The sequence below is a fragment of the Streptomyces sp. SLBN-8D4 genome, from assembly GCF_049739545.1.
GTDB classification, from domain to species: Bacteria; Actinomycetota; Actinomycetes; order Streptomycetales; family Streptomycetaceae; genus Streptomyces; species Streptomyces canus_C.
The window spans coordinates 3,319,176-3,333,656 of sequence record NZ_JBMGQC010000001.1 but is presented as its reverse complement, the minus strand read 5'-3'; the positions used below and the strand labels follow the sequence as shown (position 1 = coordinate 3,333,656).

Genomic DNA, 14,481 nt, shown 5'->3' with positions numbered 1-14,481 from the left:
CCGGTACGGGGCCCGGTCTCAACCGACCAAAGCAGCGGCCGGGCCCCGTCCTCCCTCCCGAGAGAAGGAAGTCTCAGTGAAACACCCCGACGACGACAACGAACTCTTCAACCGGCTCGAAGCCGATATGGCGGCCGACTCAGACACCCCCGCGCGGGGGCACGTGGTCGACCTCGACAAGGCGCGGACCGCGCGGGGCGAGTCGCCCGACCCGGCTCCCGACCGGTCGGCCAACTCCGAGCGACCCCAGTCGTCCGACTCGGAGCCGACCGAGTCGGGCAACGGTCGGCCGACTCCGGTCGACAGCTCCGTCCCGACCGTGTCGGGTCCGGGTCTGGTCGACCGCATCAAGAACTCCAAGCGGCTGGACGTCTTCCCGGCGTGGATGAAGTCCCGCGCGGAGTTCACGGAAGCGCTCGGCTGGCTGGCCGGGCACGTGGGCCACACCGCCGCGTATCACGCGGTGCGGGTGCCGTTCGTCTACGTGCCCAAGCTGGTGTGGCGTTCGCCCCGCGGCGCGATCAACATCCTGGGCAAGATCGGCCGGTGGGCCGTGGACGGCGAGGGCGAGGCTCTGCGCCAGTACACGGCGACGAACGAGCAGGTAGACGAGTATCTGAAGCTCTCCCGGCAGCGAGACCGGCGGGTCCGGCTGCGGGCCATTCTCACGATTCTCGGCGCCGTGTTCGCCCTTGGACTGGGCCTGTTCCTGGTGTTCGGCGCCCAGTCGCTGTCGCAGGTCATCGCCGTCACCGTGGTCGTGCTGGGGTGCGGGCTGGCCGGGGCGCCGGCGGATGCGCCGCTGGCCACGCGCGCGGTCATCAAGACCGAGGTGCAGAAGCTGACCAGCGACATCGTGGTCAAGGCCATGGCGTCCATCGGCATCGGCCAGATTGCGTCCGCGGTCGCCAAGGGCCAGGACGGCATCCGGTTCGTCGCCCCGATCACCCGCGAGGGTCCGGGCTGGCGCGCGGACATCGACCTGCCCTTGGGCGTGACGGTCGCCGACGTCGCCGACCGGCGTGCCCGACTCGCCTCCGGCCTGCGCCGCCCGCTCGGGTGCGTGTGGCCGGACGCCGACCCCAACGAGCACGAGGGACGGCTCATCCTGTGGGTGGGCGACCGGGACCTGTCCAAGACCGGCATCGTCAAGTGGCAGCTGGCCAACGCCCGTCGGCACGACATCTTCAAGCGCAACCCGTTCGGCATCGACCCGCGCGGACGCGCTCAGTCGGTGCCGATGATCCAGCACAACATCCTGATCGGCTCGCTGCCCGGCCAGGGCAAGACCGCCTCGGTGCGCGTGCTGGCCTGCGGCGCCGCACTGGACCCGTCGGTGGAACTGTGGCTGCACGAGAACAAGGGCACCGGTGACCTGGACTCCCTTGAATGCGTCAGCCACCGGTTCGTCTCCGGCATCGACGACGACTCGATCAAGTACGCGGCCGACTCGCTGAAGCTGCTGCGCGAGGAAGTCATGCGCCGCGCCAAGGCCATCAAGATGCTGCCGCGGGACCTGTGCCCGGACAAGCGCATCACCCGGCAGATCGCCGACAAGCGCTCGCTGAAGCTGTGGCCGCTGGTCGGGGTCTTCGACGAGTGCCAGAACCTGTTCGCCCACCCCAAGTACGGCAAACAGGCAGGTGACGACGCTGAGTTCATCATCAAGCTCGGGCGTGCGCTGGGGGTGATCCTGGTGCTGGCCACCCAGCGCCCGGACAAGGACTCGCTCCCGACCGGGATCAGCGGCAACGTGTCCATCCGCTTCGCCCTCAAGGTCGCGGGCCAGGTCGAGAACGACATGATCCTGGGCACGTCCGCGTACAAGAACGGCGTGCGCGCCACGTCGTTCCGCCCGGAGATCGATGCAGGTAACGGCTACCTCGCCGGGGCCACCGCGCTGCCGGTTGTGGTGCGTACCGCCTACCTGGACGACAACGCCACCCACGCCATCGCCCAGCGCGCCCACGCGCTGCGCAAGGCCGAAGGCACGCTGTCCGGGCACGCCCTCGGGGAGGAAGCCGAGAGCACGAGCGGCCCGTCCTACGACCTGCTCGCCGACGTCGCCGCGGTCGTCCCGCCGACCGAGGAGCGGGTGTGGAACGAGCGCATCGCCGCCCGGCTGGCGGAGCTGCGCCCGGAGGTCTACGGCGGCTGGAAGGGCGAGAACGTCACCAGCGCGCTCAAGCCGCACGGCATCACCACCCGCGGTGTGGCCGGGATGACCGACGACGGCGAGCGCACCACGCGGCGCGGCATCGTCCGAGACGACCTCACCAAGGCGATTGCGGAGCGTGACGAAAGTCGGGGTGCCGCCTAGCCCGGGTGACTGCTACCGGTAGCGGGGTGACCTGCTACCGGTAGCACCCCCGCTAGCACCCCAAACCGCACCCCACCAGTGATCTAGCAAATAGCACCCCACCTGCACAAACCTCGAAAACCGGCCCGGAGGGACCCTCGTGACCCCCATAGCCCTTGCTATCGCCTGCCTGATGCTCGTCACGTTCTGTTACGCCAGCGTGTGTGCGGGCAGCCCGTTTGGCACCTGCCGCAAATGCCACGGCTTCGGCTTCGCCACGACCACCGACCGCAAGGGACGCCCCAAGCGCGGCAAGCAGTGCCGCCGCTGCAAGGGCCGCGGCAAGCGCGTCCGCGCCGGCCGTTGGCTTTACAACCGGGCCTCCCGCATCTACCGCGACGGCACCCGCTGACCCCCTCGGAAGGAGACCCGCCGGCATGGCCGTGACCGTCTCGCTCCTGCTCGTCTTCGGCACCCTGCTCGTCATCCTGCTGCGCTCCAAGGCGCTGGGCTTCGGCTCCGCGTTCGTGGCCGCGATGTTCGGCTTCTACCTCGCCACCAGCGGCGCCGCCGACACCGTCAACGCCCTCATGCGCGCCCTCGTGGCCGCGCTCCCCAACCTGTGAGGAGCCAGACCATGAACGAACCCATCGTCGCCCGGCACTGGCTCGCCATCGCCGCGCCCAAGGCCGCACCCGCCATCGCCACCACGACCGTGCTCGCGCTCGCCCGAATCTGGAACGCCAACGGCGCCGAACACTCCGTCGGCAACGCCGCGTTGATGACGACGCTGTCCCTCGCAGCCGCGGCGGCCGGCGTGTGCGCGAGCATCGGCCGCGCCGGAGACCCTGTCATCGCCGGGACCGCGTTCGCCGCTTCCGGCGGACTCGCCCTCGCCGGAGTCGCCGGATACGCCGACGGGCTCTCCCTGCCCCTGCTGCTGTGGGCGCTCACCACCGCCGTTGCCTACGGCCTCGCCGCGCGCTACTGGCGCACCGACCGCCGCGAGCGCATCGCTCACGAACGGCACACCAGCGGGCGCCGCGAGGAACACGCCCACGTCGAGCGCGTCGAGGCGCTGCGCGCCGGAGCCCAGATCGAGGTCGCCCGTACGGGCGCCGCCTACGCCGAACAACTCGCCCAGGCGCTCATCACCCGTGCCGCCCTGCCCGGCTTCGACTTCACCGCCGTAGAGGCTGCCGGGCTGCCCGAACTCCCCGCCGCCAGCACCAGCAAGGAGCACTGAGCCATGTTCGAGATCCGAGTGATCTGCGACCCTGCCGACACCGACCGCGTGACCACCGCGCTCAGCGGCGCGTTCGCGACCGGCAGCGCACGCGACTACCCCACCCGCGACGGCAAGCGGCGACGCCTGTACGTCAGCGCCGATCACCGCCCCGAGCCCAAGCCGTGGCCCACGCCGGAGGAGGCATACGCGCTCGCCCCGAGCATCATCAGCGAGATCGGATGGACGGCCCGCACCGCGGCCGACATACCTCACCACGACGGGCCGCACCGCGAGTACTGGCTCCGCAAGGCCGCCCTGTTGGACCGCATCGCGCTCAGCAAGGAAACAGCAGACACCGCCACCAGCGATGCGTCCGACCTCGCCGCCCGAGCCGCACAGCGCTTGATGGACGTGGACGACACGGCCGTCATTTGCGACCCGCGCCACTACGCCCGGCAGCAGTACGCCGCTTGGGCCAAGAACCAGTAGCAATGCCGCGGCGGCGGGACTCCCCAGCAAGGTCGCCCGCCGCCGCGGTTCTCCCTGCCCATCCGTAGACAGAACAGGAGAACCCCCAGCATGCCGCACCCGGACGACTCTGCCCAGCTCACCGCCGCGCGTGACGCAGCGGCGCGTGACTGGCGCGTCTTCCCGCTGATCCCCGGCGACAAGCGCCCGGCCGTCTCCGACTGGGAGACCCGCGCCACCACCGACCCGGACCGCATCACCCGCGCATGGTCCACCGCCGCCTACAACATCGGGATCGCCACCGGTCCCTCCGGCCTGGTCGTCATCGACCTCGACAAGCCCAAGCACCCCGGCGACACCCCGCCGGCCACGTGGGCCGAGCACGGCGTCACCGACGGCGCCGACGTGCTCGCCGTGCTATGCGAACGCCACGGCCAGCCCTTCCCCTCCGACACCTACACCGTGCGCACGTGGAGCGGCGGCACCCACCTGTACTTCACCGCCCCTGAGGGCGAGCCCCTGCGCAACACCGCCGGAGACAGCGCCCGCGGACTGGGCTGGAAGGTCGACACCCGCGCGTGGGGCGGACTCGTGGTCGCCGCGGGCAGCACCTTCGCGGGACAGCCGTACGAGATCACCCGCGACGCCCCCGTGGCACCCCTGCCGGACTGGCTCGCCGAACTCCTGCGCCCGGCCCCGCTGCCCCCGCAGACCCCCATCACGGTCGCCCTCGCCGGGCGAGGACGGCGTACCGCCTTCCTCCGCTCCGCGATCAACGGCGAAATCGTGCGGGTCACCAACTCCGGCCCGCACGAACACAACAACAGCCTCTACGTCGCAGCGGTCGCCCTCGGACAGCTCGCCGCCGGGGGCGAGCTGAGCGAAGCCGACGTCACCGGCTGGCTCCTCACGGCCGCGCTCCAAGTCGGCCAGGGCGAACGCGAGGCACGACGCACCATCGCCTCCGGCCTGCGCGCCGGAGCACGACGCCCCCGGACGGTCGCGGCATGAGCGCCAACCCCATCCCGCCCCTGCACCTGTACTCCGTGCCCAGCGATCCCGAACCCGCGCCCACGGCGCTGCCCAAGCGGGAGCGCCCACGAACCGCATGGACAGCCGATCAGCTCATGGCCGCGCACTTCCCCGAGCCGAAATGGGCCGTGCCCGGCATCCTCGCAGAAGGCGTCAGCGTGCTCGCCGGACCGCCCAAGGTCGGCAAGTCCTGGCTCTCCCTCGGACTGGGCCTGTCGGTCGCCGCCGGAGGAACCGCCTTCGACTCCGTGCCCGTCCAGGGCGGACCGGTGCTCTACCTCGCCCTGGAAGACACCCCGCGCCGCCTCCAGACCCGCATGGGCAAGCTCCTCGGAGGACAACCCGCACCCGCCGGTCTGACCCTGGTCACCGAGTGCCCGTCCTTCCCCCAGGGCGGCACCGAGGCCATCGCCCAGTGGCTGGAGCGCAACCCGGACGCGCGCATGGTCGTCATCGACGTCTTCGCCAAGATGCGCGGCCCCGCCCCGGCCGGCATATCGGCATACGACGCGGACTACGTCGCCGTCGGCTACGCCAAGCGACTCGCCGACCACTACGGCGTGGCCGTCGTCCTCGTCCACCACGTCCGCAAGGCAGGCTCCGACGACTTCCTCACCGAGGTCTCCGGCACCAACGGCATCGCCGGAGCCGCGGACGCCACGCTCGTACTGAAGCGGGCCCGCGGGCAGGCGGACGGCATCCTGCACGTCACCGGCCGCGACGTCGACGAAGCCGAATACGCCCTGAGCTTCCAACCCGCCTCCGGAGCCTGGCACTTGCTCGACGGACCGGTCACGGACCACACCGTCAGCGACACCCGCGCCACGATCCTGCGCTACGTCCGCGCCCACCCTGGCGCCAAGCCCAAGGACATGGCCAGCGAGCTGCCGCAGGTCGACCTCGACACGATCCGCCGCACCTGCAACCGCATGGCCGACGCCGGACAGCTCACCAAGGACCCCGGCGGCCGGTACTACCCGGACACCGACACCCGGACACAGACCTCCCCGGAGCTGTCCGCACTGTCCGGCTGTCCGGTTAACCCATCTGACCAGCACGAATACCCCGGACAGTCGGAATTGGAGCTGTCCGGCCTGTCCGGTGCGGATGAAGCTGAAGGGATGGCGGAATGAGCGCCCGTACGCGGGACGAAAAGATGACCGTCAAAGAGGTCATCACTGACCTGAAGGTCGCCCCATCGACCTTCTACCGGTGGCGCCAACTCGGCAAAGCGCCCCGCTCGATCAAGCTCCCCAACGGCGACGTGCGCATCAGGCGGTCGGAGTACGAGCGCTGGCTCGCGGAGCGGGAGGACGCTGCGTGAGCACCGAGAACAACACCCCGGCCGGGCGCCCTCGCGGGTCCGCCCGGCCGGGCTACTCCTTCGACGTCAAGCTGTGGAAGGTCTCCAAGACCGGCCGTAAGTCGCGCCCGTGGCGCCTCCGGTGGGTGGTCGCAGGCAAGGTGCACGGCGACACCTTCACCACGTCCGCTCTCGCGGAAAGCCGACGGTCCGAGCTGTGGCAGGCCATGAATCGGCGTGGCGAAGCGTTCGAGATCGAATCCGGATTGCCCGAGTCCGAGGTACGCGCGGCGACCGAAGCCACCGAAGCGGCGGACACAGAACCGCCGTTGCGGTGGTTCGAGTTCTGCCGGATGTACATGGCCGGGCGATGGCGCACGTCTGCTGCCAAGACGCGTGAAGGCACGGCCGACGGTCTCGCCGCGGTGGCCCTCGCCATGGTCAAGCGCGGGGACGACGCTCCCGACGACGAGACTCTTCGGCTGGCTTTCCGGTGGGGGCTCGTGCCGGCGAACGCGGGGGAGGACCCGCCGGCTGAACTTCAGGCGGCGTACGAGTGGGTCACGACGACTGACCGGCCGTTGCTCGACCTCGCCGATGCCCAGGTATTCGAGGATGTGCTGTACCGCATCAGCTACAAGCTGGATGGCACCCCGGCGGCGGGTGAAACGTACAAGCGGCGCCGCCGCGCCCTGAACACTGCCCTCGAACACGCTGTGGCCGTGGGGGAGCTCCCAGAGAACCCGCTTCAGCGGACCCGCCGGAAGCACACTGGTTCCAACAACGTGGTAGACCCGCGCGTCCTGGTGAACGCCGTACAGGCCCGGCAACTGCTCAGCGCCGTCTCCTACGTCGGGTCGTGGGATCGCTGCCGAGGGCGACGCCTAGTCGCCTTCTACGCGGTCCTGTACTACGCGGGGCTTCGGCCCGCCGAGGCGGTCGGGCTGCGGCTGTCGGACTGCTACCTGCCGGAGAAGGGATGGGGCACGCTGACGCTGCGGGAGACACGCCCCGTCGCCGGCAAGCAATGGACTGATTCCGGCGAGCGCCACGACCGCCGGGGCCTGAAAGCGCGTGAGACATCCACCGACCGACCGGTCCCCATCCCGCCGGTCCTGATCGCCATCCTCCAAGCGCACCTGAAGGAGTTCGGGACCGCCAAGGAAGGGCGCGTGTTCGGCAACGAGCGCGGGGGAGTGGTCGGCTCCTCCACCTACTGGCGCGTTTGGGAAGAAGCGCGGGAGTACGCCCTCCCACCGGAGCGCATTGCTTCGCCGCTGGCCGGACGCCCGTACGACCTACGGCACGCGTGTATTACGCGTTGGCTGAACGCGGGAGTTCCCATTGCTGAGGTAGCGCGTCGGGTTGGTAATTCGCCAGAGGTGATTCACCGCCGTTACCACGGTTGTATTGACGGTCATGAGGAAGCTGCGAACGCCAAAATTGCGAAGGCGCTCGAAGATGACGGAGACTCGATTTAGACACTGCGCCCTGATCGCAGCAGCTATGGCGATCGCTTTATTGATCGTCTCTAAAGCCACAGCGGTCAGCTTCATCGTTCGTTGGTTGTGGCGCTAACCATGATCGTTCATGAGGGTCCGCCAGCTTACTGACGGACCCTTTGCGTGAGCCTTAGCGGGGAACTTCGGCCACGCGGTCACCCTATAGGCCAATAGGTTGAAAGTCGGAGGCAAATGGGTTAAATGATCACGGACTTCGCTCGTGACGGGGTAATCGTACCGAGTGAAGCAACCGATATCACGGAGTTCCAAATGGATAAGTCGATTACCGCGTTGGATCAGGCTGGTGTAGTGCTCCTGGCCAACATGCAAAAATGGCGCCTACGAGCCATCGAACGAGTCGAGCTATCAAGCGCCCTCTGGTCGGAGCGGCACCGGGAAATCCATGTGAGGTCTCTCCGAGATATTGTGAGGGAACAGGCGGAGCAGACAAGAGAACTGCGCACCGAGCTGTCCAATCTCGGAGTATTTCAGCGAAGAAATATTGACCTTCTGTTGCCTATCGCGGAGCTGCCCAAGGTTCCACTCCTGGACCTCGTAATCACTGTTGCAGGAAAGCGTGTCTATCGAGTATCTAAAGATGAGAGCGCCAGGGTCGCGGCCAAGTATGTAATCTCTCTTGCCGAGAAGGCGGATCTGGTAACCGATAGAGAGCCGCGACTCCTGGTAGACTTTCTGACCTTTCTGTTCTATCATCCGTCTGCTCCTTATGAGGAAGTACGCAGGAGATACGATCAGTTCTTGCATTTGGCGGATCGAAGGTACTTGCTGGCCGAGACGAAGAAATTCAATATCGACGCCAGTAGGTTCTTTGCTGCCTGGGAGCGAGAGTCTGATTTGATCAGTGGTGTAGCTAGTCACTATGTCATCTCGGACTATGCAAGCGGGGCGGAGAACCCGATTATTGCAATCCCGTACTTCCTTCAAGAACTTAACCAGCGGAGAATGGATAAGATCCTTCATAAAATGCCCGTATTGGAATCACCTCTGAATGGCGATGACGTTACCGGGCTCCTTCGGTATGTCAGAGAAATCGTAGTTAGGGCGCACAATAATGGCGAGCCTAGTTTTCAGGCTCGCAAGTTCCTTACGACATATTTTGCCTATGGCTACCGGTGGATGCCTTTCGTCAGATGTAAGGTTCCGAGTGACAGGCCCTTTATCATCGAGGTGCAAGATAAGCGAGCGATCTACTTCGAGCCTGAAAGGAGGCTGAATCGGACGGCTTCCCTGCGGAACAAGAATGGCAAAACGGTCTGGCAAATGGTTTCCTTTGCGGATGCGGAAACGAATCACGTCAGCATCCGAGTTTCTGATCCCGGCGTCCGCCTGGAATCATCGGGCCAAGATGGACCCCGGGTGTTGGATGAGAAAAATGAAAGGCTCGAAGAGGAAGTTGACGAAGAGGAAAGCACCTTCGAATTGTATCTTCGTCAAAGTTCAGCGAAGGTGCGACCTGAGCGCATCTATATCGCATGTCGTCTACGTCTCTCGCGACTAACGTCCTCTTTCTTGTATCTCGCCATGACTGTAACGGCAGTAGGAATCGCTCTCTTGATTTGGCGTGGCGTACTCGATAATCACTTCCTCCCCAAAAAAGGAGGTCCAAAGAAAGTTTACATCCACGGGATTACTGCAAAAGATGCGGCCGTTATCCTCATTCCGGTGGCTTTCGTGGCGTCATTCCTTCTTGTCAAGGAGTCTTCGACGCTAGTATTTCGAATCCGAAGACTTCGCCAGTCCATCCTTGTAGCTGAACTGTTCATCCTCTTGGCGACGGCTTTCTCCTTGTATTTCTGGCGTCTGATCTGGGCGTCGCCATAACGGAGGACTGCCAGGCATGTAAAAGGTTGGCATTGCCTATGCTTGCTGTCCGAAGAGGTCGAGGCCGGCCGGTGTATTTGGAGCTTCCTCGTAAGGAAGCGCTAGTACGAGGCAGACGCCATGGGCCGCGTTGCGAGTGCGAGCACGGCCTGCTTGGCGGCGAGAAGTGACCAGACCGAGGGCGGCACGGCCCGGTGAGACTCAGCTCGCGTTTGCCTGACCGCAGGGTGGGAGGCGGCGGGGAGAGAGAGCCCCTTTCAGGCGTTCGGTGGGGTCCAGCGTCGACGGCCGCGTTCATTGGACCGAGGAGATTTGCTACCTGCCAGCTGTGCGCGGCGAGGAGGATGCCCAGCTTGAGCAGTGGACACGAAGTCGGCGGCCGTAATCGTGGCGACTGCTCCAGGTGGGGCTGCCCTACGCCACGACTGGGGACTCAGGGTGTGTCGGGGGTGTGTCGTGAACAGCGAGAGATAACGAGAAAGAGCGGGAGTCAGTGAGACTGACTCCCGCTCTCTCAAGTCGGCATCCGCACTGGTCAGAGCATGATTCTTGCTGGCTGACTGGCGAGTGCCCCCGGCAGGATTCGAACCTGCGCACACGGCTCCGGAGGCCGTCGGCTTCCTGCGTGTTTTCCCAGGTCAGCGGCTTGCCTGACGCTCCCTCAGGCCCGCCGTCCCGCGCATGTCCCGCGGAATGGAAATGCCCTATTTGCTCGTCTTGCCTCGACCATTCCCTGCGGCGGTCGATCCATGCACCATGACGTAGATCACGACTTCCTCGGGCAAGCGTAGGAGGTATAGGGTGCCGCCTTCAATCGAACGGGGAGGGGTTCGGGGGCGCGTGGATGAGTGAAGTGCGCCGGGGGCGAACCTGGCTCCCCGCGGGCGACAGCGCGGCGCCTTGGGCGACGTGAGTGGCGGGCGTGTACCTGCGTGGAGGTTCCGGTTTCTGGCACGGGCGGTGAGAGGCCCGTTGCCGGTGCTGCGCTGGAGTGCTGGCACCGCGGGCCCTGCTCCATGCAACGAGCTGGGCTGGCTGGAGGGCAGGGCTGGGCCGGGCCGGGCTCCGATGGTGAACCTGCGAGCGGAACGCCGTGAGGGTGTGCCGGCGGCTGCCGGAGCGGGCGAAGGTCGGCTCGGGCAGCCGGCGCGTACCAAGACCAAGGCGGCGCCGCTCTTCCTGGCCCGGATGTGCTCGGCGTAGGGGCTGCGACGCTCTGGATCAAAGCCCTGCGTGTGCGGACCAGTGGTGAGTCGGCTGGGTCCCGGATCGGATGCGCGGGGCCCGGCTGTACCTGGTCGTGAATGCAGACGGCTGTCGTGTGAAGTTGTGGGCTTGGTTTTGGATGCGGCCTTCCGACGTGCGGGCAGGTGGTGGCGGTGGACTATCCATGGTGCGTGGGATCGCCGGTTTGGCCAACCGGCGATCCCGGGCTATATTGCGCCGCCGGAAGCGGAGAACGTGAACCAGGAAGATCTCCCCAACTCCTGGTTCAGAACGGGCGCCGTTTGCGAATGGGCAGGATGCTGAGGGCCATGACGGTGCCGTCGTCGCGGAACGAGATCGGACCGTTCCATTTCTGCCCGGCTTCGCGGGTGCTGTGCCATGCGGAGCGGAGTTCGTAGGCTGCTTGCCGGTACTCTTCCAGGCGGCCTTCCCTGATCAGTTCGTACGGTCTCGAATCCATGCCGAAGAACGCCTCGATGCGTATGTTCTCCATGCGGAATACGTGGTCCGTGCCGACGAATTTCGTGCCGCCGATCTCGATGTCCGCGTCCTGGTAGCTGGATGTGGCGGCGAAGGCGGAGGGGGAGGAGCGCTTCGCCGGAGGATTGCAGGGCGTTGACCACGACTCCGCCCTGACCCATGAGTTCGGTGGACAGCATCAGGCACGGCGTTGTGTTCCACGGGCCGATTTGCATGACTTCGGTCAGTTCGGAGCCTTTGGCCAGTTGCTGGAGAGTGGTGCTGCGGGTCCGGCCGATCCGCTTGTTCGGCTTTTGGTGGTTTCCCCGGCAGGCCGTGAACGTGACTTTCGACGGCTCTCCGGGTTTCCATGCCGCGATGAGGTAGTCGGGGCGGGGCCGTGATCCTTTGCCGCGCTGAGAGCCGCCGAGGGCCCAGCCGGCTCGCAGTACGGTGCTCGTGTCGACGACCGAGACGATATGGTCCGGGTAGCGCTGCTGTACGACGTGTTCTGCCGCGGCGAGTCCAAAGCCGACGGCCAGCTCCCGGGCTTGCATGGACTTTTACCAGCGCTCGGAAGAGCGGCCCTTCTCCGTCAGGTCCATGGAGCCGGCGCGATTGCCGTGCAGCGCCTCGCAGTACTTCAGGCTCAACCAGTGTTCCGCGAGTCCGCGTCCCATTCCCTGGCTGGGCAGCACGAAGCCGCGCGCGATGGCGTGCAGCACCTGCCACGGCGTGAGCTCGATCGAGCGTTCGCACTCAGCCCGCGCGACGGGGTGCAGTTCGGGTTTGCGGCGTACTGCTTCCTGGCCCTTTGCCCGGCGTTGCTTGTCGATGGCCGCGGCCGCGGAATCAACATGAGCTCCGAGTTCTGCCGTCGACCGGACGTGAATGGTCGTCCTCTGGTGGCTGAGTCCGTTCAGGATCTGACGCGCGGTTCTTGCCATGTATCCCCCCACGGTGTCCGCGTGCTCTGGCCGGCCGGGAACGGTAGTTCGGAGCATTGGGGCGCGTACAAGTGCGCATGGTGAGCCATGGTGCACAACCGGCTACACCCGCACCGACGGTGAACAGGAGCCACGGACGCCGTGCAGACCGTCCGACAATCCGCACTCGTCAACTGGACGCTGCCCGAGTGCCCTCTTACCGGGGGATGTTCGAGTGGATGTGCAGGGCAGTCATGGTTCCGCCGATCAGAAGGAGGCGGGCATGGACTCGAACGAGTATTACGACGGTGCCGCACCGGACCCCGAACAGGTGGCGGACCGATCCCCGTGCTGCCGTATGTCGACCGCGGCCGTGGGGTCGAATCCGGGCGGGCTGTCCCCGAGGCCCAGACCCGGTCCGGCCAGCTTCGCCTTGACCTCGTCGATGGACTTCGCACCGAAGTTGCGGATGTCCATCAGGTCCGCCTCGGAACGTGCCAGAAGCTCACCCGCGAGATCCGCAAGGCCGTCGGGCAAGCCGAGTTGCCCGCGTGCTGGCTGCTGGCCGAATGGCCCGCCGCCGAGCCGGAGCAGGTGCAGTTCTGGCTCTCCAACCTGCCCGCCGACACCCCACTCACCACGCTGGTGCGGCTGGCCAAGCTCCGCTGGCGCATGGAGCACGGCTTCCGCGAGAGGAAGCAGGCCCTGGGCCTGGCCCACTTCGAGGGCCGCACCTGGAACGGCTGGCACCACCACGTCCCCCTCGTCTCCGCCGCCCACGCCTTCTGCACGCTCCAGCGACTGGCCCGGACCCCAAAAGAGACGGCGCCGGCCTGAGCCTCTACCAGATCGTCCGCGAGATGCAGTTACTCCGCGTGGTCTGGACCGGCGTCTGCCCCACCTGTCACCGCGACATACCCACGGCGATACCAACCTGACCAAGCACTACTAGGGGTAGGTCACTGCTCAGTAGGGGGCTTGACCGGCAAGATCATCTGATGTCGCCAACGCCGCTCCTCGACGCGTTCGGCCTGAAGGAGACGGGCACACGGCTTGACTTCTTCGTGTCGCCGACGCGTGAGGACTGTGGTCATGTTTCGGGGGTAGGGGGTCGGGGTAATCCCGGCGCTTCGGCAGTGAGGCGGACTGTATGGACCTGGCTGGGTATGGCGAGGACCAACAGCCGCTCGTGGAACGTTCGATGTCGGTCTCTGCCGCGTTCGAGGGCAGCGAGGAGATCGCCGCAGCCCGTGACATGGCCCGGGACTTTCTGGAGTCGGTGCAGGCTGTGCATGGGCTGCCGGTGTCGAAACGGGCGATGGGCATGGTCCAGCTGGTGGTCAGCGAACTGGTGACCAACGCCCGCAAATACGCTCCCGGTCCGTGCCTGCTGACGCTGGAGATTCAGCAGGGGACCGTCGAGGTGACCGTGTGGGACAGCAGCACGGCGTTGCCGGCAATCCTGACGCCTGACTCGGCCCGGGTCGGTCAGCACGGGCTGGAGATCGTGATGGCGGTGTGCCGGAGCTTCGAGGTGCACCGTGAGCCGGTCGGCAAGCGCATCAAGGGGGCTGTCGTCCTGGCCGACGACCCGGGCGGTGACGCGGCTGGCCGCCAGATCATGTGAGCGGAGGGCACGGCCGGCGCCCGGGTAAATCGCAAGTTCTACAGTCGGAGCGTAGTTGTGCGACGACTGCAGCGAGTCCCGGTTCAGTGGCGAGATCAAGCGGGAGCACGTCGCCGGCTTGATCTCGTCGCTGCAGCATCGCACCGGGTGCGAGGAGGAGCTCGGCGACAGGATCCACCTGGTTTCAGTTGAGGGTGGCCAGCCTCTCTCGATGGAACCGGCCGGCGTAGATCGCGGCGAGGTAGTCCTCCGGTTTGTGCGTATCGGGATCTTGCCGGACGAAGGAGTCCTGCGGGACGGTCGGCTCCGGTGTGGCGGGAGGCGCCGGAGTCTTTGTCTCAGTGCCGCAGGCGGACCACAGTCCTGCTCCAGTGTTCTTGGCGTCGCTGCCGGCTTGGGAGATCGTCGGCCAGTGCTTGTCGTTGGGCTGGTAAAGAACGGCCTTGGCGTGCCCGGTGCTCACCAAGGAGTGGTTCACGAACTCGTTGTGGTCGTTCCAGATGTAGGGCAGGTCGCGGTCGTACGGGTCTTTGAGGTCCTTATCGCGTTCGACGCGCACGCTCGAGCC

14 protein-coding genes, 1 tRNA gene and 2 pseudogenes are annotated in these 14,481 nt (G+C 66.4%); 12 read left to right on the top strand and 5 right to left on the bottom strand.

Features of this window, described 5'->3' with window-relative positions:
• Positions 1–76 precede the first annotated feature (76 nt).
• The 10 genes from RKD20_RS14635 to RKD20_RS14590 all read left to right on the top strand — a co-directional run bounded on the left by RKD20_RS14635 (position 77) and on the right by RKD20_RS14590 (position 9,674).
• Positions 77–2,320, top strand: coding sequence for an FtsK/SpoIIIE domain-containing protein (locus RKD20_RS14635; RefSeq protein WP_424878115.1), 2,244 nt, complete (start codon positions 77–79; stop codon positions 2,318–2,320).
• Positions 2,321–2,459: 139 nt separating this feature from the next.
• A complete protein-coding gene (locus RKD20_RS14630) occupies positions 2,460–2,711 on the top strand; it encodes a hypothetical protein (protein ID WP_354733233.1) in 252 nt (83 codons plus the stop codon).
• Positions 2,712–2,736: 25 nt separating this feature from the next.
• Positions 2,737–2,925, top strand: a complete 189-nt coding sequence (locus tag RKD20_RS14625) for a hypothetical protein (RefSeq protein ID WP_424878114.1) — start codon at positions 2,737–2,739, stop codon at positions 2,923–2,925.
• 11 nt (positions 2,926–2,936) lie between these two features.
• Positions 2,937–3,545, top strand: coding sequence for a hypothetical protein (locus RKD20_RS14620; protein WP_424878113.1), 609 nt, complete (start codon positions 2,937–2,939; stop codon positions 3,543–3,545).
• Between the two features lie 3 nt (positions 3,546–3,548).
• Entirely contained in the window at positions 3,549–4,016 is a 468-nt protein-coding gene (locus tag RKD20_RS14615) for a hypothetical protein (RefSeq protein WP_424878112.1), read from the top strand.
• 90 nt (positions 4,017–4,106) lie between these two features.
• Positions 4,107–5,006, top strand: a complete 900-nt coding sequence (locus tag RKD20_RS14610) for a bifunctional DNA primase/polymerase (protein ID WP_424878111.1) — start codon at positions 4,107–4,109, stop codon at positions 5,004–5,006.
• Complete coding sequence (locus RKD20_RS14605; protein ID WP_424878110.1) at positions 5,003–6,160, top strand: AAA family ATPase; 1,158 nt, start codon at positions 5,003–5,005, stop codon at positions 6,158–6,160. Before RKD20_RS14610 ends, RKD20_RS14605 begins: the two co-directional genes overlap by 4 nt.
• The gene (locus RKD20_RS14600; protein WP_120050969.1) at positions 6,157–6,351 is read left to right on the top strand and encodes a helix-turn-helix transcriptional regulator; all 195 of its coding nucleotides are present in this window, start codon (positions 6,157–6,159) and stop codon (positions 6,349–6,351) included. Before RKD20_RS14605 ends, RKD20_RS14600 begins: the two co-directional genes overlap by 4 nt.
• Positions 6,348–7,811 (top strand): tyrosine-type recombinase/integrase, encoded by a 1,464-nt coding sequence (locus RKD20_RS14595; RefSeq protein WP_424878109.1) that lies wholly within the window; start codon positions 6,348–6,350, stop codon positions 7,809–7,811. Before RKD20_RS14600 ends, RKD20_RS14595 begins: the two co-directional genes overlap by 4 nt.
• A gap of 222 nt (positions 7,812–8,033) precedes the next feature.
• A complete protein-coding gene (locus RKD20_RS14590; RefSeq protein WP_424878108.1) occupies positions 8,034–9,674 on the top strand; it encodes a hypothetical protein in 1,641 nt (546 codons plus the stop codon).
• A gap of 571 nt (positions 9,675–10,245) precedes the next feature.
• Here RKD20_RS14590 and RKD20_RS14585 read toward each other — a convergent pair.
• The 4 genes and pseudogenes from RKD20_RS14585 to RKD20_RS14570 form a co-directional block, all read right to left on the bottom strand.
• A tRNA-Arg gene (locus tag RKD20_RS14585) sits at positions 10,246–10,326 on the bottom strand.
• An 840-nt stretch (positions 10,327–11,166) separates the two neighbouring features.
• A complete protein-coding gene (locus RKD20_RS14580; RefSeq protein ID WP_424878107.1) occupies positions 11,167–11,394 on the bottom strand; it encodes a hypothetical protein in 228 nt (75 codons plus the stop codon).
• Positions 11,395–11,923: 529 nt separating this feature from the next.
• Positions 11,924–12,307, bottom strand: coding sequence for a hypothetical protein (locus RKD20_RS14575; RefSeq protein ID WP_424878106.1), 384 nt, complete (start codon positions 12,305–12,307; stop codon positions 11,924–11,926).
• Between the two features lie 279 nt (positions 12,308–12,586).
• A pseudogene (locus RKD20_RS14570) lies at positions 12,587–12,796 on the bottom strand (DNA-directed RNA polymerase subunit alpha C-terminal domain-containing protein); the annotation flags it as partial.
• Positions 12,797–12,829: 33 nt separating this feature from the next.
• Here RKD20_RS14570 and RKD20_RS14565 point away from each other — a divergent pair.
• Together RKD20_RS14565 and RKD20_RS14560 are read left to right on the top strand one after the other, a co-directional pair.
• Positions 12,830–13,123, top strand: a pseudogene (locus tag RKD20_RS14565) (transposase); the annotation flags it as partial.
• Between the two features lie 313 nt (positions 13,124–13,436).
• A complete protein-coding gene (locus RKD20_RS14560) occupies positions 13,437–13,913 on the top strand; it encodes an ATP-binding protein (RefSeq protein WP_424878105.1) in 477 nt (158 codons plus the stop codon).
• Positions 13,914–14,097: 184 nt separating this feature from the next.
• On the opposite strand, the gene RKD20_RS14555 is transcribed toward RKD20_RS14560, so the two are convergent.
• Positions 14,098–14,472, bottom strand: coding sequence for a thermonuclease family protein (locus RKD20_RS14555; protein ID WP_424878104.1), 375 nt, complete (start codon positions 14,470–14,472; stop codon positions 14,098–14,100).
• Positions 14,473–14,481: the final 9 nt, after the last annotated feature.